This is a genomic window from Acinetobacter sp. PW68 (assembly GCF_020982655.1).
GTDB classification, from domain to species: domain Bacteria; phylum Pseudomonadota; class Gammaproteobacteria; order Pseudomonadales; family Moraxellaceae; genus Acinetobacter; species Acinetobacter towneri_A.
This window is the reverse complement of record NZ_JAHZSX010000001.1, coordinates 2,614,129-2,639,495: the sequence shown is the minus strand read 5'-3', so window position 1 is coordinate 2,639,495 and position 25,367 is coordinate 2,614,129. Positions and strand designations below refer to the sequence as shown.

The 25,367-nt window shown below is 38.2% G+C and carries 23 protein-coding genes, 1 pseudogene and 1 CRISPR repeat array; of the genes and pseudogenes, 16 read left to right on the top strand and 8 right to left on the bottom strand.

The window, feature by feature from the left end; all coding sequences use genetic code 11:
* The first annotated feature begins 711 nt into the window (after positions 1 to 711).
* Positions 712 to 3,900, top strand: a complete 3,189-nt coding sequence (gene cas3f, locus K1T76_RS12630; RefSeq protein WP_070153712.1) for a type I-F CRISPR-associated helicase Cas3f — start codon at positions 712 to 714, stop codon at positions 3,898 to 3,900.
* Positions 3,901 to 3,965: 65 nt separating this feature from the next.
* Here the strand turns inward: cas3f and K1T76_RS12625 are convergent, their stop codons facing one another.
* The 5 genes and pseudogenes from K1T76_RS12625 to K1T76_RS12605 all read right to left on the bottom strand — a co-directional run bounded on the left by K1T76_RS12625 (position 3,966) and on the right by K1T76_RS12605 (position 8,061).
* Entirely contained in the window at positions 3,966 to 5,225 is a 1,260-nt protein-coding gene (locus K1T76_RS12625; protein ID WP_070153709.1) for a type II toxin-antitoxin system HipA family toxin, read from the bottom strand.
* Positions 5,226 to 5,229: 4 nt separating this feature from the next.
* A complete protein-coding gene (locus K1T76_RS12620) occupies positions 5,230 to 5,532 on the bottom strand; it encodes a helix-turn-helix transcriptional regulator (protein ID WP_070153706.1) in 303 nt (100 codons plus the stop codon).
* A gap of 568 nt (positions 5,533 to 6,100) precedes the next feature.
* Positions 6,101 to 6,328, bottom strand: a pseudogene (locus K1T76_RS12615) (VF530 family DNA-binding protein); the annotation flags it as partial.
* A 143-nt stretch (positions 6,329 to 6,471) separates the two neighbouring features.
* The gene (locus K1T76_RS12610) at positions 6,472 to 7,200 is read right to left on the bottom strand and encodes an alpha-ketoglutarate-dependent dioxygenase AlkB family protein (RefSeq protein ID WP_230245526.1); all 729 of its coding nucleotides are present in this window, start codon (positions 7,198 to 7,200) and stop codon (positions 6,472 to 6,474) included.
* Positions 7,201 to 7,215: 15 nt separating this feature from the next.
* Complete coding sequence (locus tag K1T76_RS12605; protein ID WP_230245525.1) at positions 7,216 to 8,061, bottom strand: class I SAM-dependent methyltransferase; 846 nt, start codon at positions 8,059 to 8,061, stop codon at positions 7,216 to 7,218.
* Positions 8,062 to 9,006: 945 nt separating this feature from the next.
* A CRISPR array of direct repeats spans positions 9,007 to 9,954; the repeat unit is 37 nt; unit sequence GTCTTAATCCCTTATCAGCAGGGAAGTCTGTTCAGAC.
* A 247-nt stretch (positions 9,955 to 10,201) separates the two neighbouring features.
* Between K1T76_RS12605 and cas2 (K1T76_RS12600) the strand changes: the two genes are divergently transcribed.
* The 15 genes from cas2 (K1T76_RS12600) (at position 10,202) to csx2 (ending at position 23,775) form a co-directional block, all read left to right on the top strand.
* Positions 10,202 to 10,480, top strand: coding sequence for a CRISPR-associated endonuclease Cas2 (gene cas2 / locus K1T76_RS12600; RefSeq protein WP_326845741.1), 279 nt, complete (start codon positions 10,202 to 10,204; stop codon positions 10,478 to 10,480).
* Between the two features lie 34 nt (positions 10,481 to 10,514).
* The gene (gene cas1, locus K1T76_RS12595) at positions 10,515 to 11,456 is read left to right on the top strand and encodes a CRISPR-associated endonuclease Cas1 (RefSeq protein ID WP_230245524.1); all 942 of its coding nucleotides are present in this window, start codon (positions 10,515 to 10,517) and stop codon (positions 11,454 to 11,456) included.
* Between the two features lie 17 nt (positions 11,457 to 11,473).
* Positions 11,474 to 11,767: a CRISPR-associated endonuclease Cas2 gene (gene cas2, locus K1T76_RS12590; RefSeq protein ID WP_180187086.1), complete on the top strand. Its 294-nt coding sequence runs from the start codon at positions 11,474 to 11,476 to the stop codon at positions 11,765 to 11,767.
* Between the two features lie 98 nt (positions 11,768 to 11,865).
* The gene (locus K1T76_RS12585; RefSeq protein WP_230245523.1) at positions 11,866 to 12,594 is read left to right on the top strand and encodes a hypothetical protein; all 729 of its coding nucleotides are present in this window, start codon (positions 11,866 to 11,868) and stop codon (positions 12,592 to 12,594) included.
* Entirely contained in the window at positions 12,584 to 12,982 is a 399-nt protein-coding gene (locus K1T76_RS12580) for a hypothetical protein (protein ID WP_230245522.1), read from the top strand. The genes K1T76_RS12585 and K1T76_RS12580 overlap by 11 nt, the downstream gene beginning before the upstream one ends.
* A gap of 49 nt (positions 12,983 to 13,031) precedes the next feature.
* A complete protein-coding gene (locus K1T76_RS12575; protein ID WP_180187083.1) occupies positions 13,032 to 13,562 on the top strand; it encodes a GreA/GreB family elongation factor in 531 nt (176 codons plus the stop codon).
* A gap of 18 nt (positions 13,563 to 13,580) precedes the next feature.
* Positions 13,581 to 14,204: a dTMP kinase gene (locus K1T76_RS12570; RefSeq protein WP_230245521.1), complete on the top strand. Its 624-nt coding sequence runs from the start codon at positions 13,581 to 13,583 to the stop codon at positions 14,202 to 14,204.
* 36 nt (positions 14,205 to 14,240) lie between these two features.
* Positions 14,241 to 15,431, top strand: coding sequence for a CRISPR-associated ring nuclease Csm6 (gene csm6 / locus K1T76_RS12565; protein WP_230245520.1), 1,191 nt, complete (start codon positions 14,241 to 14,243; stop codon positions 15,429 to 15,431).
* Positions 15,432 to 15,459: 28 nt separating this feature from the next.
* Entirely contained in the window at positions 15,460 to 17,928 is a 2,469-nt protein-coding gene (gene cas10 / locus K1T76_RS12560; RefSeq protein WP_230245519.1) for a type III-A CRISPR-associated protein Cas10/Csm1, read from the top strand.
* Between the two features lie 17 nt (positions 17,929 to 17,945).
* Positions 17,946 to 18,320, top strand: a complete 375-nt coding sequence (csm2, locus tag K1T76_RS12555; protein WP_004956687.1) for a type III-A CRISPR-associated protein Csm2 — start codon at positions 17,946 to 17,948, stop codon at positions 18,318 to 18,320.
* A gap of 21 nt (positions 18,321 to 18,341) precedes the next feature.
* A complete protein-coding gene (csm3, locus tag K1T76_RS12550; RefSeq protein WP_230245518.1) occupies positions 18,342 to 19,067 on the top strand; it encodes a type III-A CRISPR-associated RAMP protein Csm3 in 726 nt (241 codons plus the stop codon).
* A 13-nt stretch (positions 19,068 to 19,080) separates the two neighbouring features.
* Entirely contained in the window at positions 19,081 to 20,064 is a 984-nt protein-coding gene (csm4, locus tag K1T76_RS12545) for a type III-A CRISPR-associated RAMP protein Csm4 (protein ID WP_230245517.1), read from the top strand.
* Entirely contained in the window at positions 20,061 to 21,692 is a 1,632-nt protein-coding gene (gene csm5 / locus K1T76_RS12540) for a type III-A CRISPR-associated RAMP protein Csm5 (RefSeq protein ID WP_230245516.1), read from the top strand. The genes csm4 and csm5 overlap by 4 nt, the downstream gene beginning before the upstream one ends.
* Entirely contained in the window at positions 21,689 to 22,609 is a 921-nt protein-coding gene (gene cas6 / locus K1T76_RS15050) for a CRISPR system precrRNA processing endoribonuclease RAMP protein Cas6 (RefSeq protein ID WP_180187077.1), read from the top strand. Before csm5 ends, cas6 begins: the two co-directional genes overlap by 4 nt.
* The gene (gene csx2, locus K1T76_RS12530) at positions 22,609 to 23,775 is read left to right on the top strand and encodes a TIGR02221 family CRISPR-associated protein (RefSeq protein ID WP_230245515.1); all 1,167 of its coding nucleotides are present in this window, start codon (positions 22,609 to 22,611) and stop codon (positions 23,773 to 23,775) included. The genes cas6 and csx2 overlap by 1 nt, the downstream gene beginning before the upstream one ends.
* A 27-nt stretch (positions 23,776 to 23,802) precedes the next feature.
* On the opposite strand, the gene K1T76_RS12525 is transcribed toward csx2, so the two are convergent.
* The 3 genes from K1T76_RS12525 to K1T76_RS12515 all read right to left on the bottom strand — a co-directional run bounded on the left by K1T76_RS12525 (position 23,803) and on the right by K1T76_RS12515 (position 25,286).
* On the bottom strand, positions 23,803 to 24,369 hold the full coding sequence (locus tag K1T76_RS12525) for a hypothetical protein (protein WP_230245514.1): 567 nt from the start codon (positions 24,367 to 24,369) through the stop codon (positions 23,803 to 23,805).
* A 16-nt stretch (positions 24,370 to 24,385) separates the two neighbouring features.
* Positions 24,386 to 24,883 (bottom strand): hypothetical protein, encoded by a 498-nt coding sequence (locus K1T76_RS12520; protein ID WP_230245513.1) that lies wholly within the window; start codon positions 24,881 to 24,883, stop codon positions 24,386 to 24,388.
* A 109-nt stretch (positions 24,884 to 24,992) separates the two neighbouring features.
* Complete coding sequence (locus K1T76_RS12515) at positions 24,993 to 25,286, bottom strand: hypothetical protein (protein WP_004681132.1); 294 nt, start codon at positions 25,284 to 25,286, stop codon at positions 24,993 to 24,995.
* Between the last annotated feature and the right edge of the window lie 81 nt (positions 25,287 to 25,367).

Genomic DNA, 25,367 nt, shown 5'->3' with positions numbered 1-25,367 from the left:
CAAGAAAAGTAAAACAAAAGAAAATAATACGCTATTGGGTAATATTATTTATATTTTTAGAAGTTATTAGTTGATTGTTTGAAAAATATTCACTATATTTTGGCTGTGTGCCAATAGGTTGTATGATTTTTTCCATTTTTAATGGTTTAGAAAAATAGGGTATTCCTTTTTTTTGTTGTTAATCATGGTCTTCCATCGCTAAGATGGTTAAATACCCTATTGGTTTTCTTTTGGAGGTCACGCTAGTCTGTCCGTCAAAAACTAGGCTAGCGTGATTGAATAATATCTGGAGATACTGTCCTAGATTTAAGCGTTCCAAATTATGGCTTGGCTATGCAAGATCTGAAAGTAGTGGTTTTATGGTTCACCGTAAAATAATTGTTCAACATAAATCAGGTGAAATGGAATACATCCATCAGATAAGAATTACAAATAAGAGACTTGTGTGGTTGGACAAAACTTTAAGTAGAGTTTTTGACACTTGTATATAAGTAAGAGCAAGTTAGTAGAATTCAATAGCCAAATTAAATCTACTACTTGTTATTCTTAAAATTTAAGAGAATGGGAGAAATTAAAAAAGCCAAAGTAAATATATGAATACAGTTTTAAAATTTTTTAAAATCAAATACTTGTGTTTTGTATTTCAGTATTCTTGGTGGTTTTTAATACAGCATTGTCCAACGACTTTCAATTTTTAATATGGTTTAGATTATGCACTGCATTCTAATATCCGCTTGTGAAAAACGCGCTTTAAAAAAGACCAGAGCTGTTTTAGATAGCTATGCAATTCGCACTGGGCAAAGTTCATGGCAGGCACCTATGACCATGGAAGGACTTAAAGAAATTCGTAGCGCACTGAAAAAAACGGCAACACGTCAAACTGCCGTAGCAGCTTATGTGAATTATGGTATGCGCAGAATGAAATTGGTTTGGGTCGTAGGCTCTAAGCATCGTTTTACTTTAGAGGGCGCTTATCCAGTTGCTTCGACATCTAAACAACAAAAGCAGCTGCAAGTGCCTGATTGGGTTCGAGCAGCAAGTTTACTTGCAGGTGCTGCAGGTGATGTACATGACATTGGTAAGGCTTCTGAGCATTTTCAAAGCAAATTAATTCCTGCGATGGCGGGACAGATGCTCAAAGATGATGTACGACATGAATGGTTGTCGATGAAACTATTGCAGCAAATGCGTAAAAATAACTGGAATTGGCCAGAAGCATGGAAAAATATTGATCGTAACTTAACAGATTTAACCCTAGGCGAACGCACTAAGATAAGAAAACAATTTTTGCTGAATGAATTAGAAGCTGTGGATTATTTGGTGGTCACACATCATGGTTTATTGGGAGATAACAACTGGTATCCAAATGCGGATTTGCATGTCAGGGAAAAACATCCTCGTGTAGAACAATTCACCTGTGCGGGTGATTTAAATGACAGCATATTTAAAAGTCACCAAAACCGTATGGCCCGCTTAGCGAAAATGACCCAAGCAACGGAAGATCAACAGTTATATTGGAAAGCTTTAGCACTACATAGCCGCGCAGCACTCATTCATGCAGACCATACCGTTTCTGCGGAACAGTTTTCTGAAACAAAACCTGAAAATGTCAGCCTATTTGCCAATACAAAGATAAAAAATAGTCCACAAGGCAAAAAGGAGCGAATGCAAGATCAACCTCTGGATTGGCATTTGCAGCAGGTTGGAGATCGTGCTGCGTATATCGCCACAAAAATGATGACAGATTTGAATCTTGCTGGTTTAAGTGAACAAACGGTTGAGTTTATCTGTCAGCCTTCTACTTTACCCAGATTTCAGTGGCAAAATTTGGTTGCTCATGCCTTACAAAAGCAAATCAATAAAATGCCAGATACCCCTTGCTTATTGCTGAATATTGCAGGAACGGGGAGTGGTAAAACCAGAATGAACCTGCGTGCAGCATGTATATTAAGACCGAATGATCCACGCCTTGCCATTGCACTGAATCTTCGCTCATTAACGTTACAGACTGGTGATGCACTTAAAAGCTCCATGAATCTGTCGGATGATGAAATTGCCGTGATTATTGGTGATCATGTCAGCCAAAAGTTATTTAATGAAAGTCGTGCAAATGCGTCTGTGGCTGATGAAGATGAAAATTTACCAGAACCTGTATTTGATGCTTATGCACAGGATCAAGACTTACCACAGTGGTTGCATCCTCTATTTACTAAAATAGTCAAAGGAAAAAGGGGAGTAGATAAAGTTGCTCAAAATGTTTTAGCCTCGCCTTTATTGGTATCCACGATTGATTATTTAATCGCGGCAGGCGAACCACACCGACAAGGGCATCATGTTAAAGCATTGCTCAGAATTATGAGCAGTGACCTGATTTTAGATGAAATTGATGGTTATGAACCTAAATCATTAATCGCTGTATTGCGTTTAGTCCAATTGGCTGCAATGTATGGTCGTCATGTCATTTGTTCATCTGCAACGCTTTCAGCAACAGTCGCAGATAGCATTTACCGCGCTTTTGAATCAGGAGTCGAGCTTCGCGCAGCCTTATATAAGGAACCACAAAAATTTATTGCAGCGATTGCAGACAATGAATTGAAGCCTAAAATACTGGTACAAAAAAGCCATGAACCATCAGTATTTAATCAGGTTTATCAACAGCATTTAGATGAGTTGCAGCACGTTCTTACGGTTAAAGCAGAACAGCCATATCGTTTGGCACGTTTAGCCAGTATTGAAAATCCTTCTGTTGATCAATGGAAAAGGACGATTTTGGAGCAGACAGAAGCTCTACATCAACAACATCGATGGTCACTTAAAAAACAGGACAAAAAACTTTCATTTGGTTTAATCCGTGTGGCAAATATCAAACATGCTATTGATTTAGCAAAGCATTTATCAGGCCGACTACCACATGCACAGATTGCTTGTTACCATGCTCATGATTGGCTAATTTCACGATTCCACAAAGAAAAACGACTCGACTTTTTGCTCACGCGGCATAAAAATGGCACAAAACGCCCAACGGGAAATGAACATATTTATACGGATGAAGAGATATTAAATATCGTTCAGACCTCTAACGCTATAGATATTCCATTGATTGTGATTGCGACGCCTGTAGAAGAAGTTGGGCGCGATCATGATTTTGACTGGGCGATTATTGATGCTTCAAGTGTGCAGTCGATAGTTCAGACAGCAGGGCGTGTTAATCGACATCGCTTAAATATTGTGCAACATCCCAACATTGTAATTCCACAATTTAACTATAAATACTGTGCAAATAAAGATAGAACTCAGCCAAAAAAGCAGGCGGTATTTAATCGGCCTGGTTATGAAGGTTATGTGGACACCAAAAAACAATATAAATCGCAAGATTTATCGCAACTTTTGCCTTGGTCTAATAATGAACTGGTGGTTGATGCCAGACTTAGATTCAATGCCAATACCTGCGACTTTACAAAATATGATGATGAACAAATTCAAAAGTTTAATCAGGACTTTTTTGCTTCAGAAGGTGAACAACTCTTTTCTAATATTCAGGTGAATGCAGCTTTGCTAACGGAACAGTTATATAAAGATACATGTCTAAGAGATATGCAAAATCAGGAAGTATATAGCTTTGATGTTGAGGATGATGAATTATCTATTTATCAGCATTTTCCAGATTCCGTAGAACTGAATATTCAGACTGGAAAATATGAGCAAGCTGTTAAAAGTGTCACCTTTAATATTGAACCAGCTCCTGATAATGCTTGGTTGAGTTTATCACCTGCGCAACTCAAGGAGCTAACATTAGAGTATGGGCTTGCAGTGCAAGAGGGATGTAAGTTGTCTTTGTCTGTTTATAATGACCAAAGCCCGCAGTGGATATACCATCTTGGGTTCGGGGTTTATCACTGATCTGTTATTGATTAAATTTTATATGTATTTCCAGATTGCTTTTGATTAAATCGGATGGTTTATATTCAATTCAATAAATGAATATTATGCTCAATCCTATTTTGGATCATTTGGAGAGTTTCAGATCTAATTTGTTCAGGTAATAGATCATGAGCAATCTTCGTAAATCGGCTGGCAACTTCGCAAATTGAGTTAATCATTTCATCAACCTCTTGAATAGAAAGCTCTGCTTCCTGAATGCCCAGTTTGACAATGGCAGACCGAGTAATATCCAGTGCTTCACCCATAATATCCATTTGATGATATCCACCTGGGCCTTCACAGAAAGTAACGTCGTAGGCTGGGGCGAGTTTCCATTGTCCATTTTGAGACATTAAAAACGAAAAGTTTTTGCAATGATCATCTCGATTATTGAACACCACATTGAAAACAGCGCGCTTGAATGCAATCGCTTTTTCGCGAATATCATTGGTACAAAAGTGTGTAGCACGAAGAAAGTTGCTGTAGTCTAAACTCCCAGGTGATTTAAAATCAGCCCCTGTAAAGGCAGCTAAACTTTGCATAGGGATGCGCATGCCATCGCAGCGGTCAAATCTTTTTGAGGCAAATGCAGTTAGGCCATTCGGAAGAGTGAAGTATTGGGTGTCTGGGGTGTCAATATGACAATGACGCAAACATTCTGCATAAACAGTTTCAATTGCACAAACTTCAGGATGCTCTTGCTGAGCGGGAAATTTGATCAGCCAAGCTTCATGTTGATGTGAGTGAACTGTTGAGAATTCATTAGTGACAGGATCACGATAAACAAGTGCTTTTGGCCTTGCACCTTGTGGAGACCCGCCCATAATTAATAAATGCTGTAAAAATTCGGCACCTTCTCCTTTGAGAACTTCCTGAACTTCTTGAGCGAGTCTTAGCAATGGAATATTTTCAGCTAATGTTAACTCGGATGCTGAAGGTTCAAAGGATAATGCCCCCATTGTATGTGTACTAATATACGTGAGGCGTTCTAAAGGCCCAACTCGTGCTGGATTAAGTCCATTTTTTTTAAATAAGCGATCCATCAGGAGCATGCCCCAGCCATCGGGTAAGGCATCGTATATAGGGCCTGGTAATCCCATTTGATGTGCAGGAAAGTTCTTTCTTAATGGGTCACCTTTTAGCGGAAGTAGGTAAGATGAAAGCTCTAAACCTTTACTAATTGCTTCTGCGCTGTATTCAAAAGCAATCAATGGTCGACCTGTGATTGCAGTTGAGGAAACTAGTGTGCCCCAAAGCCAATATTCGCCCCATCCATTGTAGTAAACATCAAGTTTTTTGAGCATGGATTCATTTCCTTTTGATACGTTGGCGAGCCGTATTACTCTCATAGCGGAGCATGTCATCTACACTATTTAAATGTGGTTTGAAAAGTTCCTCTAATTCTTTTAATCGGCCGAGCACCATGGCAACACGTACTAAATTTTCAAATGAAACATTTCGACCAGCTTCTAGATTAGATACAGTATTCACACCAATACCCGCACGCGCAGCAACATCTGCCTGAGTCATTTCCAGATAAAGACGTTCTTTACGAAGCCTCTCACATAATAAAGCAACAACTTCTTCAGGTTTTTTGAATATTAAATCCATAATATTGTGTTTTACATTGTGATATCACCATTAAAACACAAAAAAATGGATTTATGAAATTATGCCAGTTGGTCGATAATGAGATGCTTGATTGGCTGATGAGATTCTATTGGATTAAAGAAATCTAATGATTTTAATGCATTTATTTTTTGCAACTACCTACGAATATGTCGTATTTGGGGCCCGAAACTGTGAAATAAAAGATAATAAAGAAAGTATGATTGGGGATAACATAATATAAAATCAATAAAAAAGCCCCCATCTTTCGATGAGGGTTTTTTGAATTTGGAGCGGGAAACGAGACTCGAACTCGCGACCCCAACCTTGGCAAGAGTCACCGACATAAAATACACTAAATAACATAATTAGTATTTTAATAAACTCTATATATAACAGTTATATAGAGTTTTTATTTTGTGTGGTGTAATTTAAGGTAGGGTGGGGTACTTTGATTTTTGGTCACTAATTTATTGTGATAATCAACAATAATAACCAACATACACATGCTTAATCTAAAGGTGTTTTACTGACTGGTATAATTTTATAATGAGAGGGGTGTTGCCTGGGGCTACGGTTTCTGTTTTGCCTTTTGGCGTAAGACGTACAAATATAAGCTTTCTACTTTTTCACGTGCCCATGGTGTGGTACGCAAGAATCGCAATGATGATTTAACACTTGGGTCTATGCAAAAACATCTAATTTCAATTTTACGACTTAAGCCTTCAAAGCCACCGTAGTAATCCAATAATTCATCCAAAATGTCAGCAAGTTTTTTGCCGTGGAGTGGCTCATTGGATCAATCGTATTTGGCAAAGGAAGCAATTATGACCTAGGTCAGGTAGGAAAAACTAGCTTTGAGTATTTGTGATAATCATAAAGGGAAAGCCTGAATGATTGGTTGCTTACCCTGTACATTACTTTGAGAGAATTGAAAATTCGTTAGATTATTTCACGAAAAGTCATATTTAATCTTCCATGTTTAATTTTTGTCTGCTTAGGTACGCTATGTTGCCAAAAATGTTGTATTTCACCCTGCATAATTAAAAGGTCACCATGACCTAAATTAATTTCAATTTTATCAGCATGGTCATCATTACGTCTGAGTAAAAAGCGACGAGCTTCTCCGAAGTTTAATGAGGCGATAGTGGGGTTTTTACCTAACTCAGGTTCAGCATCTGTATGCCATGAAATATGATCTTGTCCACTTCGATACCAATTCAGTAAAACACTATTAAAAGGAGTATCGTTGATTGTAGAAAGTTGCTCTCTCATCCAAAGCAATGCCGGATTCCAAGGATGAGGGTGAAGTAAGATCCCTGAATATTTATAGCTCTTCCCTGTATCACCATACCAAGCTGATACACGTGGTAATTCATGTTTTTTACCGTAGAGTTTTACAGTATCTTGTTGCCAAGCAATATTTGTCCATTTAAGTTCATTAATATTATCAACATCATGCCAATTCGTATTTTCCCAATCGTAATGATCATTTTCAAAGAATACAGCCAAAGTGCGATCAGCTATTTTTTTCTCAATGAATTTGGGTATATAAATTAAGCTACCATAAGGGATTTTAATTTCAAAACCCCTACCACAAGCTGTAGGTTGACTTGCATATTGTTTGGTGCCAAAACAAGTTGTCTCTGATGCGAAAAGATCTTCTATCATGATTAGATTCCTATTTTATAGTTTCGCAGCATAGACACGAACAGGCGCTTTACGCATGGAAGTCTTTTGTGATGTATAGCGATATTCTTCAACTTCAATTGTGCCAGTTGTATTTAAATAAATCGTATTCGGGCGGGTCAATTCATGTAAAGCATCAAAGCCACGGTTGCCTGAAGAAAAATCAGGGCTGACGGCAAATATAAAATTTTCATTGGGCTGCATTTTAATGAGTTGTGTGAGCTTTGATAAGCTAAATATGCCAGCGCTATACATATCTAGAATGTTATTAAACAAATGAAAGCATGGATATTGTTTGATATTTGATGCTAGGTAGTCAGGCTCTAATTCATCAAATGTACAGGCTAAAGCGATCACTTCTATATTTATTTCTGCTGCTTTAGCTTTTTTTTCAATCCAATAAACAGCACGTTTTAAAGCACGAGCAGAGGGTTCAATCAGGACCAATTTCAAACATTTAATTTGAAGTTTTGACTCAATTAGATGATCTATAAAAGCTAGAGAGGCAATGCCTTGTCCACAGCCATAGTCAACTACACAGGCTTCAATTGGCTGTGTAATTTTAAAATGTGGCATCACTTGGACATAGTCAATAATCGTTCGCATTCGTTGATAATGGGCTAAGCCATACAGTGTCATATATGAAGTGAGATCATCAAATTGCTGAAGTGGATTTTTAGCACGAGCAGTACGATTGCAAAAAGCTGAATAGTTAAAATTTGCTTGTAAATAATGTTTGAAAAACTCAATATTACCTTGGCAAATGTCTTTAAAGTCGGTTGAGTCAATAGAGCTTAAAAACTGCTCTTCTAGTTTATCTTTGTATTGTAATAATGCGTTCATGAATCATCCAAATATATAAAACTTGGATGTACTTTATGATGGAATATTCTTTTATATATTTTTCATAAGCTTACGATAATTTTTGATATAAGTGCTTTATTCAAGCCTAAAATTTTGATTTGTATGTAAAAAAATTGCCATTATAAGCAGGAAAATCCTATCAGATATATGAGAAAGTAGAAATTCTACTTTTTCAAAACCTCTTAATCCCTTATTTTACGCCTTCTTCGAAACAGTGTTTCTCAGAGAGGCTCAGGAAGTCTGTTCAGACTGTGGGAGCAGGCTAAACTAGGCATGACGCCTTTGTCTTAATCCCTTATCAGCAGGGAAGTCCAAAAATACGACCTAGAATCAAATAGTCTTGCGCTTGGATTGAGCGTTGCTCAATTTGTTCCAAGCTCACCCATTATCAGCAGGGAAGTCTGTTCAGACTTGCGTACATTTATGGCTTGATCGCCATTGTAAAGTCTTAATCCCTTATCAGCAGGGAAGTCCAAAAATACGACCTAGAATCAAATAGTCTTGCGCTTGGATTGAGCGTTGCTCAATTTGTTCCAAGCTCACCCATTATCAGCAGGGAAGTCTTTTCAGACTGGCTGTTTTGCTCGTGCTATGGTTAAATCAGCGTCTTAATCCCTTATCAGCAGGGAAGTCCAAAAATACGACCTAGAATCAAATAGTCTTGCGCTTGGATTGAGCGTTGCTCAATTTGTTCCAAGCTCACCCATTATCAGCAGGGAAGTCTTTTCAGACTGACTGTTTTGCTCGTGCTATGGTTAAATCAGCGTCTTAATCCCTTATCAGCAGGGAAGTCCAAAAATACGACCTAGATTCAAATAGTCTTGCGCTTGGATTGAGCGTTGCTCAATTTATTCCAAGCTCACCCATTATCAGCAGGTAAGTCTTTTCAGACGATAAGGCTGAAAGATACCGTAAGCAAATAACGTCTTAATCCCTTATCAGCAGGGAAGTCTGTTCAGACTGGTTCCGTTATATTCTTAAAGGGTTTTAAATTGTCTTAATCCCTTATCAGCAGGGAAGTCTGTTCAGACAAAGCAGTCTTCTTTATCTGTTGAAAAAAGAGGGTCTTAATCCCTTATCAGCAGGGAAGTCTGTTCAGACAAATCTGATATTTTCACTATTGCAAATTCAGTTGTCTTAATCCCTTATCAGCAGGGAAGTCTGTTCAGACTAAATAATGTCGAAACATACCTCTTAATTGAGGTGTCTTAATCCCTTATCAGCAGGGAAGTCTGTTCAGACATTTGCGTGAACTAAAACACATGATAGAAAACGGGTCTTAATCCCTTATCAGCAGGGAAGTCTGTTCAGACGCTATCCTTAACATCAATCATTTTGATTTCTCTGTCTTAATCCCTTATCAGCAGGGAAGTCTGTTCAGACGTTTGAAAGAGAGCTTTTAGAAGAAGCTCAAGAGTCTTAATCCCTTATCAGCAGGGAAGTCTGTTCAGACAACCCTTCTGTTCTTGTTATATCTTTCTCAATGTCTTAATCCCTTATCAGCAGGGAAGTCTGTTCAGACTTCTAGGAACAATTGGTTCTGGTGTGGATTTTGGTCTTAATCCCTTATCAGCAGGGAAGTCTGTTCAGACTGTGGAAGTAAAAGAGGATGGTGAAGATCTTATCGTCTTAATCCCTTATCAGCAGGGAAGTCTGTTCAGACTTGATCGGACTGAGACCAAGACGACCGAGTGAGTCTTAATCCCTTATCAGCAGGGAAGTCTGTTCAGACTTTGGATTCCAACCAGAGCAGGAAGATGAACGCTGTCTTAATCCCTTATCAGCAGGGAAGTCTGTTCAGACCTGTAATTCATCATATTGCTAAGAGCGCGTCTGTCTTAATCCCTTATCAGCAGGGAAGTCTGTTCAGACTCTAACCTCATTTTTTCTTGTTGTAAAGCAGACACTTATAAAGCTCAAATATGACAAAGTATGTATCACTAAAGTTGCTGTATGACAAAATGTTTCACATTTTTTCTTATAAATATAAAAATCAATTACTTGAGTGAGTAAAGTGCATTTTTCTAAGTCAATCGGATTTTTGTAAGCTTGCATTTTGAACATCCAAAGATTTTTCAGGCTAGCGTAAAAATTATATCAGTAGCAGAGAGATCATTAAATGCGTAATTACTTAGGGATGTATGACGTAAGTTGTCCACGACATCGAAGTACATTGTTTAGACTTTTGAGTGCATATGGGATTCATCAACAGAAATCCGTATTTGAATGCGTGTTAAATACAGACTTTAGAAAACAAATGATCATCCAAATGCAATCACTGCCAAATGATCAGCCTCAAAGAATTATTCTTATTCAAATCTATCCAAATCATCAGGATACGGTTTATTTGGGCGCTGCTAAACGTTTGCCAGCAAGTAACTGTTTATATATAGCTTAAAACATAATTGTAGCCTGCTTAGAGGTAATTGCACATGCAAACTTTGTATATAGATCGAAGAGATACTCGACTTGATGTGGATCGTGAGCGCATCTTGGTACATAGTCCTTCACTTCCTAGGCCACTTTCCATTGCATTTACATATTTATCATCTATTGTCATCAGTGCCAAAACACAATTACACAGTCATGTGTTACTAGCATGTGCTAGCCGCGGAATTCCTGTCATTATTCTGGATCCACGTTCTTGTGAGTCTCATGCGCAATATATTCCGCCATCAAGTAAAGTTGTTCATAGAAAAATTAAACAATTTGAAGTGTTAGACCAAGATGGCAGGCGATTAGGATATGCCAAACAGCTAGTATATTCGCAAGCTTTACAGCAATATAAATTACTCCGATATTGGTTTAAAAATAGGGAAATTGAGCAGACGAACCAGGATCAATTGATTGAACGGCTCAAAACAATAATAAAAATGATAAGTACATGCCAGAGTCTTGAGCAGTTACGGGGCTTGGAAGGAGCAAGTGCAAAAATTATCTTTTATACGATGTCGTTACTTGTACCTGCGTGGTGTAAGTTCAAAGGCCGCAATCGCCGGCCACCAAGAGATCCCATCAATGTTTTATTATCTTTGTCATATAGTCTCATTTATGCTGAATGTACGCGTGCTTTAACAGCGCATGCCATTGACCCAATGTTAGGCTTCTATCATGAGCCTGTGCATGGTCGTTATTCACTAGCCTGTGATTTAACAGAACGTATTCGTACTGATATTGAAAAATGGGTCATCCAGCTGATATTGGAAGAGCATTTAAGACCTCCGCATTTTACATCTTCTGAACAATATCCTTGTGTATTAAATAAAGACGGACGCGCAATTTTTTATCCGCTATGGGAAAGGCGCTTTAAAGTATGGAAAAAGTACATCAGGATGAATGCACAGCAATGGGCAAGAACTATTGATCAGAGCTAAGGCTAAGAGGAAATACCATGTCAGCAAACGAATCACATTGGATTTGCAGTTATGATATTTGTCATCCAAAACGCTTGAATAAAGTGCATCGTGTTTTATGCGCGTTAGGAATTGCTATAAATTACTCAGTATTCTATTTAGCGTTGAGAGCTGAACAATTTAAAAAATTAGTCAAACAAATTGAAAAGCTGATTCACCCTGAAGATGATGTCAGATTCTATCGTACCGTTGCTTTGCATCGTGCCGTTGTGATAGGTACGCTCAGTCCCTTCGGTATTCAGCTGCTGAATGCTCAAGGACAACTGCTTTAATCATAAAAACTGGATAAAAACATAAGCTTGTAAAATCTGAGTAAAATTAAAATTCATCATTAAATAGCTTCACCAACGATAAGAACAGGGTGAAGCACATGATGAATACTAAAGCTCAAAACTTATTACAACACTACGCATCTCAGCTCGATCAATTTTTTGCTGTTCATCAAGACGCCAATGCGACTTTGTCAGATTGGTTAGCTTCAAATTTTTCAACCCATCAAATGATCGAATTGTTGCAATGCATTTTGGCAGATCAACACAGCCTCGCGCAAATTTCGGCACGCTCTTATCAACACGGTAACGGCTTTTTAAAAGTTGTGTTGTTGGACCATGGTTATAAGTTGCGTCTGCATATTTGGTTTGCAGGTCAAACGTGTGAAGAAAATATTCATGACCATCGTTGGAGTTTTTCTTCACTTATCTTAGCTGGAGCATTGACAAGTGAGATGTGGAAAGACGATCAGTCTGGCCAACAGTTTCAAGAATATGAATACCATGCCGCTACACCACAGCGGGCACCTTACAAGCTTGATCTGGGTTTAAAACATCTGAGCTTAGACAACGTGCAGATAAATACCGTGGGTGATCATTACGTGATGCCTAAAGGCAAACTGCATCGCATCATGAATCCAGGACATCAGTTGGTTGCGACCATGATGTGCAGTGCGCCAACCGAACAGGGCACGACGCGTCTTATTCCCATGCACGCTGGCATTGATCCAAATATTCAACCACCCAAAACAACTGCTGCGTATTTGGCATCAGCCCTAAGCGCATTTTTACAACATTTGCAATTACAGGATGCTCAATATGCTGCCTAAAACAGACCTTATTCATCAAATGCTTGAAAAAAATCGTATTCAATCGCTTGACACTCAACATTTGCAGCGACGTCAACAGCAGGAACTGATGAGTTTAAAGCAGTTGCAACAACGCCAGCCAAATTATCTGAATGATTATGATCAGCTGTTTCGTTATGTGACTTTGTGGTTATTACAACAGGGCTATGACCTTACCCCTCATGAACCACATCAGGTCTTAAAAAACGTCTGCTTATTTCACCTTCCTGATGTGGATATACAGGGCTTAATCAAACATCGCCATCAATTAAAGAAGGGCATGATTCAAAAATCAGATGCCAAACTTTGGGAAGAGCTGGTGTTTTGTCTAGATGATTTAAAAGCACTTTTACAAGCTTACGATTTATAAATTTCGATACGCTTTTCAATACACTAAAACCAAAATGATAGAGGCAAATATGCAGACTGATATGGAACACAATATTTTAATGACCCAAATTGGCTATGAAAATTTGCTTTGCAAAATAGCTGAAAAAGAAAAGGAATATGATCAGGTACGTGATCATCGTCAGGTCGCTTTTGAGCTGTCAGGCGATGGCTGGCATGACAACCCAGAATTCAATCGTATGCAGCAGCTTGAAGCCAATTTAAACCATACACTAAAAACACTGAACGACCGCTTAGATGTCATGAAATTCATTGATATTCATGATGATATGCGTAATGTGCAGCAAGTTGAAGTCGGTAGTATTGTGCAATTACGTCGTTACGATTTAGCCGATGATTCAGAACAAGAAGAAATCTGGGAAATCCGTGGTTTTGATGAAACAAATATAAAGCTGAAGCATTTGGCATATAACGCACCATTAGCGGAAAAAATCATGCATTTACATGTTGGTGATGTCGCAGAAGAAGTACAGATTGGCTCGCGTCACTTTGATATTGAAGTGTTGGCATTGTTTAAAACCCGTGAAAACGCCGGAATTTAATACAAGAGTTGTATAGAAATGTATATTGCAATTGAAGGCACCAAAGGCACAGGCAAATCGACTTTGCTTGAGAACTTGGAACATAAACTGCAACAAGAAGGAATTGATTTCCAAATGTTTGCACCGACCAAGGCTATGCCAAAAGATACGTGGTGGGAAAAAGCTTATGCTGACCATTGTCAGGATGATGTATATCTCGATTCTTTATATACGGCTCGGGCAAACTATCATGCATCAAAAATTGACTTTAATGCTTCGCTGGTCTTGGGTGACCGCAGCATGCTGACAAGCTTTGTGACCCGATGGCCTCATGATGATCTGAATCGTTTGGTACCCTATTTAAATCAAATTCGTCAAAAAGAATTTTTGGTGCCCTTACCTGATTTGGTATTTTATCTTGACTTGCCTTTAGAGGTGACTTTGGCTCGACTGGCGCAACGTGAACGTCATTATGGTTTATTGGATGAAAAAGTGGAGCGTTTGCAGCAAGCACAGCAGGCATATAACACTTTGTTGCAGTACAAAGATCAATTAGGTTTTGCCAATATGCAGTATCAATTAATTGATGCCAACCAACATCCTGAAGATGTACTGGAAAATGTATATGCTTTAGTTTTAAAACATCTAGAAAAATGTGAATGATTTCAATAGAATTGAAAAAATTGGGGTTTTGTTATTATGAAAAAAAATATTTTATTACTTGTAACGGGCGGAACACCCCAAATCATTACAGAAACGATTTGGGCGTTAGCATGCGATCCACAGCATAATGAACAATGGGTTCCAGATGAAGTTCATATCATCAGTACACGTTATGGTTTAAATGAAGTAAAAAATAAACTTTTGGGCAAGGATAAGATTCTTACTCGAATGAAAAACGAATATGCTCAAATTGCTAATCTGAGATTAGAGGAGAATTTTCTGCACTGTTTTACCGATCAAGAAGGTAATGAGCTTGAAGACTTAAGAACGCCTGAGGAAAATGAATTTGCAGCAAATTTAATTTGTGAAAAAATTCGCTATTTTAGTTCTGATGAAAAAGTGAGTTTGCATGTTTCAATTGCAGGTGGTCGTAAAACTATGGGGTTTTATGCAGGTTATGCGTTGTCCCTATATGGACGTGCGCAAGACCGTATGTCACATGTGTTGGTTGATGAAAAATTTGAAAAAGGAATTAATTTCTACTATCCATCAAAAAATGAAAACGATTTCATTATTGATCGAGAAAATAAAACCATTGGTCTTTCTAAAGATGCTCAAGTGTGGTTGGCGCAGATTCCTTTTGTACGTTTACGTACCTCATTACCTGAAGAAAGTCTGATCAAAAAAGCTAACTTCAGTGATGTGGTGAATGCAATCAACATGGCATCACAACCAATTAAACTCATTTTAGATGTAAAGCAGCAAAAAGTAATTATTGGTCAAAAAGAGTGTGAATTGTCATCTCGCGAATTTGCTTTCTATTATTGGTTTGTAAAAAATAAATTAAATAGAGCAGATGATATTGTTGCACCTGAAAAAGGAATTGTTGCATCTTCTGCAAATAAAGTTATTTATCCACAAATGATTAAATTGGCAGCAGATTATCTCAGTTTTTATAAGCCATTAAAAGGCTTTATGGGAAATGATAAAGTGGAAGAAACTTTGCAGTTTGGAATGGAACGTACATTCTTTGATGAGCGAAAAACTTCAGTTTTAAAAGCATTTAAGAAAACGTTTGGTTTAGACTTAGCTAATAAAATCGAGATTAAAAATATTGCACGATTACGTGGCACAAAAGGATTAAGTAAAGAACAAAAGCTAGCCTTACAAGGTAAATATGCACTTGAGCTGCATGATTCAAACATCGAAATTATTGGTAATTTTTAAAAAATAGTTATTAAGAAGGGGAATTATAATGTCGGTTGCTGAACAGCAAATCGAGCAAGCTCTGGCAACGTGGAGCAGTTATTTTTTACAAGTTGTCAGTTTTGCCCAAAGAGCTGAAATTATTGCATTTCAGGAAAATTTATCAACGTGTGAAGAACTCAATCAGCTTTACAGCAAACTTGAGGTTTTTTTACCTAATACATTTAAGAAATATAAAGATTCTATTATTCAGGAATTGTCGTCTCTTTCTGAACAGAACATGCTGGCACAGAGTGTTGCTATAGCTTTGGGTCTAAATGATCAATCAAAAAAACAGTTTTTTGATAACCATCAGAAAGGGGTTTCTTTAAAGGACGCTCAGAATAGACGTTTATTTAGTTTGTTGGAACAGATTCAGCAAGATAAACAAACAAGTGAATTGCAATATAAACAGCCTTTAAATACTTTAAGCCCAATATCATTATTTCCATCTGAAAACTCACTTGGTCAGACTTATACGGTGCTGTGGGATAAATTTATCCATGATTTGAAAAAAATCCCAATAAGCCATCAAAAGAATCTAAATATGTGGTTGGATCATTTTGATAGCTTATGGCAAATTTATGCACAAGCAATGCCTGCAGTGGTTTCGAACGACTTTATTTCTGAGTCATCGGCGTATGATCTAGCAAAAGTAAGCTCAGCACTTTTGATGGCGAAGAAACAAGCACCAGATATAGATACACCTTATTTATTGATACAAGGTGATTTCTTCGGTATTCAAAACTTTATTTTTGCTAGCGGTGGAGACACGGCTAAGCATGCAGCTAAGCTTTTGCGTGGACGTTCATTTTACGTATCTTTAATGGTTGAATGTGCCGCGTTAAAGATTGTCGAAAATCTTGGATTAAACAGTTCAAGTATTGTTCAGAATGCGGCTGGGAAATTTCTGATTGTCGCTGGAAATACAGCGCAAAATATTTTGGCCCTAGAAAAAATTCAGACTGAATTGAATGAATGGTTCTTAAAATATACCTATGGTTTATCTTCGCTAGGATTAGCTTGGACAGCTGTAGATGAAGAACAGTTTAAGCTTCAGGATACTGATAATAACTTCCAACAGGTGATGAAAAAACTGTTCGCTGTGCTTGAACGCAAAAAACTTTCCAATTTCGATCTATGTGGATCTGATTTACGTCCAACTGTGTTCGAAGGCTATCTTGATTCTTTTGACAATCGTTTAGGTGTTTGTGAGCTCAGCGGTTTTGCTCCTGCTACAATGCAATTTAGAAATTCGGTGGCAGTAAGTGATCTATCTCGTGATCATGTCATTGTGGGAGAAGCTTTAGCAAAACCTGCACTTCAACGTTTGATTATTTCAAAAGAGTCCATTGATCAAAGTGATAAATCATTAAAAGTCAGTTTATTTGGATACAGCATCCGATTTACTGAAGATGAAGAGATTTCAGGTAAATTTGGACCAAGTATTCAAGAGCATAAGATTCAACGTTTTTATGATTTCAGCTTAGCTCAAAATATGGAGGATCACGCTTGGCATGGTTATGCAAAGCGTCATATTAATAGCTACGTGCCTGTATTTAATAGCATTCCAGATGCTTTGGATTTGAGCCGTTATCCTGAATCAGAAAGGAATATCGAAACTGGTGTTTTAAAGAACTTCAATCACTTAGCCTATGATAATAAACAGCTGAATGAAAATTCTAAATGGCAGGGCATTGCTGCTTTAGCAGTGCTGAAAGGAGATATTGATAATTTAGGTACCATATTTCAGCAAGGTCAAAAACGTCCTAGTTTTACCAAAAGTGCCTTGCTTTCACGTCAGGTGAATGCGTTTTTTGCAGTGTATTTGCCAGCTCTATGCAAGGAGAAATACCGTAATAGCTATACGGTATTTGCAGGTGGTGATGACTTTTTTCTGATTGGTCCTTGGTATGAAATTATTTGTTTGGCTGCAGAAATGCGAAATAAATTTCATGAATATTGTGCCAACAATGAAAAATTACATTTTTCTGCAGGAGTGTTGCTGACTAAGCCTGGTGCACCTGTGAATCAGTTAGCCGAGCGTACTGAATCAGCATTAGAACTTGCAAAAAATGCGCTAGATCCGCAAGGCGAAGCATCTAAGAACAATGTGTATTGCCTAGAGCAAGTCATGAAGTGGAGTGATTTTGAACAAGTCGTTCAAGCATGTCACGATCTTAAAGACATACAGACACAATATGGGTTAAGTACAGCCTTTTTATATGCTTTACTGACATGGTGTGATATGGCTGAGCAAGAACATTTGCAGCCAGAGATGACACTTTGGCGTTCACAGCTATATTACAAGATTTACCGGCACTTAGAATCACTGCCTGCTTATAAGGGCAATAAAGATGCATTAAGAAAAAGTAGTTCTGATCTGGCAGTGATATTTGCCAAAAACTTAGAAAAATTTAAAGGCCGTTACCGTGTAGCCGTCACAACACATCTTTACCGTTATCGAAAATCAGCATAAATAAGGGGAATTAGAAAATGGCAATTAATTTAAAAGAGCCGAGTGATACATTATTTTCTGATGTTGCTGAGCACTATGCTCAGCGTATTGCAGATGCTGGGCAGCAGAGAAAAAACCGTAGTACTCAGCTTCGCGGTTTTTATGATGAAATTTTAAATTGGGAATCTCGTTCACGCCAAATGAATGATCAGCAGTTTAAAGAAAGTATTCCTTTGATCAAAATGCTGATTGCCAAAGTGACTTATGCTAAAGGCCGTGACCATGTCACTCAGGAATATGTAGATTTAATGCGTGAGTGTATTGCCCAAGTCAGTGATCGATCTACCTTGAGAAACTGCAAGCTGTTTTTTGAAGCATTTATGGGCTTTTATAAAGTTTATGGACCAAAATAATTTAATTTTTAGAGATTTATCATGCAATTAAATAACATTATTACTTTAGAAGCGACTTTAGAATTAGTAACTGGTTTACATATTGGTGCAGGTTCAGAAGAACTGCATATTGGTGGTATTGATAACCCAGTATTGAAACATCCATTTAATAATCAACCTTATATTCCCGGTTCGAGTTTAAAAGGCAAAATGCGTGCAATGCTTGAATGGAAAGCTGGAACCGTGAGTGTATCAAATGGCAAACCAGTAGATAAAAACACCTTGGCTAAGCTGAAAAACCAAGAAGAAAAATATGCACAAGCAAAATTAATCGCACAAGTTTTTGGTATCTCAGGTGATGCGAATGCTGCCGATTTAGCCGAAGAACTTGGACCTACGCGTATCAGTGTATGGGATGCACATTTGACGGAAAACTGGATTAATGAGCGTTTGATAAATGCCCAAAGCTTCACCGAGGCGAAGAGTGAAAACGTGATTGACCGTATTAAAGGTGTTGCAGAGCATCCACGTCAAAGTGAGCGGGTACCATCTGGTGCACAATTTAACTTTAAAGTCACTATTCGTCAGCTTGAAAATGATGATACAGAACAGCTGTTGAAGACTGTCTTATCAGGGCTAAAACTGTTAGAACTTGATGGTATTGGTGGCAGTGGTTCCCGTGGTTACGGCAAAATTAAATTTATAGGATTAAAACAGAATAATCAGGATATTCAGCAGACTTTTGATCAGTTAAATGCATTTGCATAAGTTGGGGCTATCCATGAGTTATCAGCTTTATAGGGTAAAGATACGCCCTGATAGTGCATTTGTGACAGCATTGGCTGCAGATACGCTGTTCGGTCATGTGTGCTGGGCAATTCGTCATCAGTTTGGTGAAACTAAGTTGAACGAATTACTGACAGGCTACACTGAAGATCAGCCATTTTTAGTCGTTGGTCAGCCGATTCCAGAAAATAAATTGCCTCGTCCGCATTTGCCTTTGGAAATTTTAGGTTTTGATTTAAGTGATGCTTCAAAACGTAAGCAGATTAAGAAACGCAAGTGGATAAAATTTGAAGAGGAATTGCTTAAAGCATCCTGTCAAACATGGGGGCAATATGCGACTTCAGACTTTGATCTAACAGATGAAAATCACCATTCACAATATGAATGGCAGGTTGAAAATACGCGTACGCATAATAGCCTTAGTCGAATCACAGGTTCAACGGGTGATGCTGAAGAAGGATTCTCACCTTACCAGAGAAAGCAGATATGGTTTCATCCAAAGGCTGTTTTTGATTGCTACATCGTTTTGGATGAGTCACGTTTTTCAATTCAGGAATTCACCGCTGTTTTTGAACAGATAGGTGCCTTCGGTTATGGTAAAGAAGCTTCTTCAGGCTTAGGTAAATTCACGCTGCTTTCAATAGATGCATGTGATTTTACAACTAAGTCGGAACATAATGCTTATTTGACTTTAGGACCGTGTTTACCGCAAGGCGGGCAATGGAAGCCTAGAGACTGCTATTATACTACTACAGTGAAATTTGGACGGCATGGTGCAGAAGCAGTCTATATGGGAAGTCCTTTTAAAAATCCCGTATTGATGGCTGAAACGGGCAGTGTATTCACACCACAGTCGATGAGCTCAAAGCTGTTTATTGGACGAGGTGTGACAGGTATTTCAAAAACGATTCAGCAAACTGTACATCAAGGTTATGCCCCAGTCCTAAGTGTTCAAATCGAGCAAGGAGCTGACAGATGAATTTTATCGAATCTAAAGCTGTTCAAATCACAACCTTAAGCCCTGTGCAATTAGGCAGCGGGGATGATTTTTATCCAACAAATTATGTGATTACAGATGACGGTTGGCTGCATCATTTTGATGAGTTAGCATTATCTTATGCCTTAAAAGGCAATTTGAGTAAGTTAAGCAATGCTTTGGAAAGTCAGCGTGGCGATGACATGATTCTGTCAATCCAAAGACTGATTCGAGAATATTCTAAGGATTTATCCAAACTAGCATTTTACAGTTTGCCGGTTTCACAAGGTTTTTTAACTTTCTATAAAAGCCGTATTGGACAGATTGCACAACGTGAAACTGGCAATAAACGGGTTGTTAATCGTTTGCAAATTTCACGGACCTTTATTCATCCTCATAAGCATGTACCTGTGATTCCAGGAAGTGCATTAAAAGGGGCAATACGCACGGCGATCGTGAATGATCTTGCTCAGCATGATATTGCTGAATTAAAACGTTTAGCGAGTGATCGTCAAGGCAGTAAAAAAGTTCAGGAAAAGGTTTTAAGTTACAGCCGTGTCAATGAAGACCCGATGAAGTTTTTTAAAGTCAGTGATGCTGAATATCAGCATAGCTACTTGCCGACAGAAATTATGTTTTCCGTGAGTCGTAAACGTAAACCTAAAGCAAATTATGAACCGGCTGAAGGCGTTTCAACCTATATGGAAGTTATTTCTCCATATCGTTTTCAGGCGTTCACTTCGGATCTGCGGTTTGTTGAAGCATTTGACCACAAGCAAAATACAGCTATTCCAACTTCTTTTGCTGAAGTGGCAAAAGTTTGTAATGCATATTATTTACCTAAACTGAAACTTGAGTTAGAACAGTTAAGTCAGCAGGCTGATTATTTGGATTCGAACTATGTAGCAGCAATTAATCATCTGATTGAATCTGAATGGGAAACGATGCTGAAAGCAAACAAAATTTTTGTTTTGCGTTTAGGTAAATTTAGTGGTGCACAAGATAAAACGCTGGATGGTTTGAAGCGTATCAAAATTCTTACACCCAAAGATCAGCCCAATGAGGAGCGTTCTGAAACCACGGAAGTCCGTTTAGCAGCTGAAATTGATGTTAAACAAAAGCATGGCTTACTGCCATTCGGTTGGGTGCTTGTGCAGCAGCAAGGTGTTCATTTGCCTAAAACCGCAGAGCTTTTAGATCAACTTGCTGTCAAACGCAGTTCTAAAGTTTTTCAGGAACAAGCAGTGCAGCTGAAGCAAGAAAAACATGACGCCCAGCAGCAGCTAGAGGAGCAGCGAGCACAGCAAGCACAAGCAGAGCAAGCCAAGCTCGAAAAGCAGCAGCAGGAGCAATCTGCGAAAGAAGCTATAGAAGCCAAAAAAGCTCAAATGACGGAAGAACAACAGTTGATTTTTGAACTGAAGTTAAAAACCGAGCAGGATAAAACTTCAAAAGGTGCTGGCAGTGCTTTATATAATGAATTGCGTGAGTTAATTATTGTAGCACAAGCATGGTCAGCTGAAGATAAAGCCGCACTGCGTGAAGAGGCAAAAGCTATTTTTAAACAATTGGGGGTTGATCCAAAAGCCAACAAACCGAAAGAGCTTCTAAAAATGGTGCCTGCATTGTGAGTTTAAAAGCACTTCAATTTCAAATACATGTTAAGCAGGAAGAGGATATTCTTCTTCCTGCTTTTTCTGGTTCAATGCTTAGAGGTGCATTTGGGCATTCTTTAAGGAAGATCGCCTGTATTACACGTATGCCTGACTGTAATCTATGTCCGCTAAAACATAATTGTAGTTACATTCGTATTTTTGAAACTGAGAAACTGTTTGATGACATTTCTCAATACGGTCAAGCTCAAAATCCGTATGCATTGCAGGTTGCACATTTAAGTAATCAAAAAATTGAAAAAGGACAGCACTGGTCTTTTTCGATGACATTGGTAGGAAAGGCAATTGATGATTTACCCATCGTGATGTTTGCTTGGCAAAAAGCTTTAGAGCGAGGACTAACTCATCAACGGATTATGTGTACATTGGTCAAGATTAGCCAAGGCGATGCGACCTTATATGATCCTTTAATCAATAAGTTTTTCCCTGCTCATATTTCAGAATTTAATCCTGTTCAGTCAATACCAGCCAAAAGGCTGCGTTTGACTTTTGAAAGTCCGGTCAGGCTCAAGCACAACGGTGAGTATATTTTAGAGGCATCTAAGCTGCATCCACAGCAAGTTTTATTGCGCCTGTATCAGCGTATCCAAAATTACTGCAGACAGCATGGGGAAGTGATGCCGATTGAGTTTGAACAGTTGAAGCCTGCATTGGATCAAATGCAAGGTCAAGCGATTGAACTGAATAAGAATCAAATCATCAGATTTTCGAACAGACAAAAGCAGCAGATTCAGCTGCAAGGGCTTGTTGGAACTTATGAATTATCTGGTTATCTCGACCCATGGCTACCTTTGTTGGAGTTTGGTCAAACGATTCATTTAGGCAAAAATGCCACACATGGCTTGGGGCAGTATAAAATAGAGCAGGTTTGCTAATGGTTACATTGGTGAGTTTTTTAGGAAAAGGTCAACATAATAGCGGCTATCGGGATACCGATTATATTTTTGATGATGGTGACGTCTATGCCCATCAGAAATATATTGGTCTAGCACTGCAGAAAAAACTTGAAGCAGACAAAGTCATTCTGCTTGGAACGTCAAGCAGCATGTGGGATGTATTCTTAGAGGCAGGCAGTGACGCACTTGAAGAACAATGGTTTTCTTTAAGTGATGCCGTAAAAACATCGTCAGTGACTGAAGAATTGCTGCAGCCTTTCGAACAGTATTTACAGCAGCAGTTAAATGTACAAGTAAGATGTATCTTAATTCCTTTTGCAAGAACTACGCAGGAGCAGATTGAGATTTTATCTGTTTTAGCGAATGCGCTGTCCGAACATGAAGACATTATACTGGACGTTACTCACGGCTTCCGGCATCTTCCAATGCTGTCTTTGGTTGCAGCTCGGTTTTTAAAAGTCCTTAAGTTTGTTCATGTACAGCATATTTACTATGGCGCTCTGGATATGACATCAGCAGAAGGCACACCTGTACTCAAGCTAGATGGATTGTTGAACTTATTAGATTGGATTGATGCTTTAGGTAAATTTGACAAAGATGGCGATTATGGTGAATTTTCTGAACTATTAATCAAAGAGGGGCTAACTCTTTCGGATGTCGAGCAGCTTAAGCAAGCTGCTTTCTACGAAAGAACTTCCAATAGCAGTAAAGCAAAAGAAAAGTTATCTACTCTATTTGCCAAACTTGAACAGATCAATACCCCTATATTTAATTTATTCAAGACGCAATTAATGAAGCGTTTAACTTGGTTTAAAGCCGCTAACCGTGGTTTACGTGAACAGCAGTTGGCACAAGAGTATTTTTCACGTCGTGATTATTTGCGAGCAGTAATTTACGCTATGGAAGGGATGATTTCTCAATATCTTTACGAACAAAAACAAGATGAAAACGATTTTTCTATTCGTAAAGATGCCCAAAATAAACTAAAAAACAAAGATTCTTTTAGAAAACTTACTTATCTTCGTAATGCCTTGGCTCATGGTGTGAAACCAGAAGATCGACAAAATGATATTCTTGCATCACTTGGTGATGAGCAAAAAATGCAACAGAGTCTAAGAGACCGATTCAAACATTTGCTTAAGTAAATGACAGCAAACTTTACAGTAAAAGAACTAAGCGCCTAAACGGCGCTGTTCAAGTCGAGCATACCATTCACGTCCAGGTTTTCCAGTATGTAAACGTATATGCTGTTTAAGTTGAGCAGTAGCTTCATTTAAGCTACGTAGATCTTTTAAAAAGCTCTCACTCTCAGCTTTATATGCGTCGATTGCTGTTTTTATTTGGGCATGGATGTCACGTTGCTGCCTAAGCATCTGTTGAATTTGCTTTTTTTCAGCCCCCGAAGCTTCTTCACGCTGTTGTTTGAGTTGGCCAATGGTCTCTCCTGAGCATTTTAGTTGAGTATATAAACCATTCAGCACTTTTTTTGTACTTGCATATAATTCAAATGCTTGATCTGCAGTTTGTTTAGACGCATGGTGCATTTCAATATATTTTTTATATTCCTGATATTCTGCTGTACTTTTTAACGCGGCTTGAATTTTTTCACGTTGTTGTGCAGTTTCACGACGTACTTGGCTACGTTTACGTTCCCAGCGATCATGCTGTGATTTGGTTTCGGCATCAAGTAAATAAAGAACGGCCGCTCCGATAGCAACACCTGCGAGTATGGGTAGCATTTCATTTCCCCTTTGTTCAACGAACATCTTTTAGATCTAATTGTGGACTAGATAGATCAATACCAAATTGATGATAGGCATCCATGAGTGTTTGATTTAAACGTGAGGTTTCTTCACGGTTTAACTCAATTTGTTTAAGTATCTGTTGCCACAGTGACATCAATGTCGTTTTGTTCGTTGGATCTTGTTCCTGTGCAATCAAATTTAAGATCATTATGCATTGCTCTTGGGCATGATCTTGCTGTTGTTTTTGCAAGGCAATCAATTGCTTATTGTGTTTTAAGCAAGTTTTGAATGCGCTAGATAATGCATCAATACGTTTGATTTCTGTCTTATGATTGAGCTCAATCTCTGCACGTATGATCTTTGACTGCTCATGCATTTGTTTGCGTTGAAATTCTAATTCAGCAACAGCACGTTTATAGTGCGCAATTTCACTCACCATATTACTAACGGCTTTAATGCCTTCTTGTACTGCCATTAAGCCCGCAGTTTGTGGAACTAAAGGATTCATTAATATTTCTCCATACGCTTTTAAACGTCAAATGAATGGTGCGATTTAGCAACTGAAAAGGATGTAAATAATCAATGGATACAATACAAAATCCATGGTTTTCCTGTTTTTATTTTTTGAGCAGGCTGAAGTCCCGGTTGCGGAACATGGTCAGGACTTTGCCATTGGTGGCTGTGACCAAATGCATGCCATTCATATTTTTAAGCATCGGGCAAATATCGGCATACTTATTTATTTCTTTATGACCAATGCTGTAGTAAATCGCATGGCGGTGAAATTGTTTACGGCCAAAACGTAATAAATGTGCAATATGTTGTTGCTGTATACCGCGTTGTGTACGTCGTTTATAGGCATGTACGCTTAAGCCTAATGCAATATCTTCGAAATTTAAATAACACGTCATTTTCTTACCCTCTAGTTCGCTTGGTGTATAGAGAATAAGAGATATTTTTGATTTATTTTTTAAACGTAAGCTTATAAAAAG

Coding starts and splice junctions, on each gene's coding strand:
- csx2 (WP_230245515.1), top strand. CDS start 22,609: ATGGTTACATTGGTGAGTTTTTTAGGAAAAGGTCAACATAATAGCGGC.
- cas1 (WP_230245524.1), top strand. CDS start 10,515: ATGCAAACTTTGTATATAGATCGAAGAGATACTCGACTTGATGTGGAT.
- cas3f (WP_070153712.1), top strand. CDS start 712: ATGCACTGCATTCTAATATCCGCTTGTGAAAAACGCGCTTTAAAAAAG.
- K1T76_RS12620 (WP_070153706.1), bottom strand. CDS start 5,532: ATGGATTTAATATTCAAAAAACCTGAAGAAGTTGTTGCTTTATTATGT.
- K1T76_RS12585 (WP_230245523.1), top strand. CDS start 11,866: ATGATGAATACTAAAGCTCAAAACTTATTACAACACTACGCATCTCAG.
- csm4 (WP_230245517.1), top strand. CDS start 19,081: ATGAGTTATCAGCTTTATAGGGTAAAGATACGCCCTGATAGTGCATTT.
- K1T76_RS12525 (WP_230245514.1), bottom strand. CDS start 24,369: ATGCTACCCATACTCGCAGGTGTTGCTATCGGAGCGGCCGTTCTTTAT.
- cas10 (WP_230245519.1), top strand. CDS start 15,460: ATGTCGGTTGCTGAACAGCAAATCGAGCAAGCTCTGGCAACGTGGAGC.
- cas2 (WP_326845741.1), top strand. CDS start 10,202: ATGCGTAATTACTTAGGGATGTATGACGTAAGTTGTCCACGACATCGA.
- K1T76_RS12605 (WP_230245525.1), bottom strand. CDS start 8,061: ATGAACGCATTATTACAATACAAAGATAAACTAGAAGAGCAGTTTTTA.
- K1T76_RS12610 (WP_230245526.1), bottom strand. CDS start 7,200: ATGATAGAAGATCTTTTCGCATCAGAGACAACTTGTTTTGGCACCAAA.
- K1T76_RS12515 (WP_004681132.1), bottom strand. CDS start 25,286: ATGACGTGTTATTTAAATTTCGAAGATATTGCATTAGGCTTAAGCGTA.
- K1T76_RS12520 (WP_230245513.1), bottom strand. CDS start 24,883: ATGAATCCTTTAGTTCCACAAACTGCGGGCTTAATGGCAGTACAAGAA.
- csm6 (WP_230245520.1), top strand. CDS start 14,241: ATGAAAAAAAATATTTTATTACTTGTAACGGGCGGAACACCCCAAATC.
- K1T76_RS12570 (WP_230245521.1), top strand. CDS start 13,581: ATGTATATTGCAATTGAAGGCACCAAAGGCACAGGCAAATCGACTTTG.
- csm5 (WP_230245516.1), top strand. CDS start 20,061: ATGAATTTTATCGAATCTAAAGCTGTTCAAATCACAACCTTAAGCCCT.
- K1T76_RS12625 (WP_070153709.1), bottom strand. CDS start 5,225: ATGCTCAAAAAACTTGATGTTTACTACAATGGATGGGGCGAATATTGG.
- csm2 (WP_004956687.1), top strand. CDS start 17,946: ATGGCAATTAATTTAAAAGAGCCGAGTGATACATTATTTTCTGATGTT.
- K1T76_RS12580 (WP_230245522.1), top strand. CDS start 12,584: ATGCTGCCTAAAACAGACCTTATTCATCAAATGCTTGAAAAAAATCGT.
- csm3 (WP_230245518.1), top strand. CDS start 18,342: ATGCAATTAAATAACATTATTACTTTAGAAGCGACTTTAGAATTAGTA.
- K1T76_RS12575 (WP_180187083.1), top strand. CDS start 13,032: ATGCAGACTGATATGGAACACAATATTTTAATGACCCAAATTGGCTAT.
- cas2 (WP_180187086.1), top strand. CDS start 11,474: ATGTCAGCAAACGAATCACATTGGATTTGCAGTTATGATATTTGTCAT.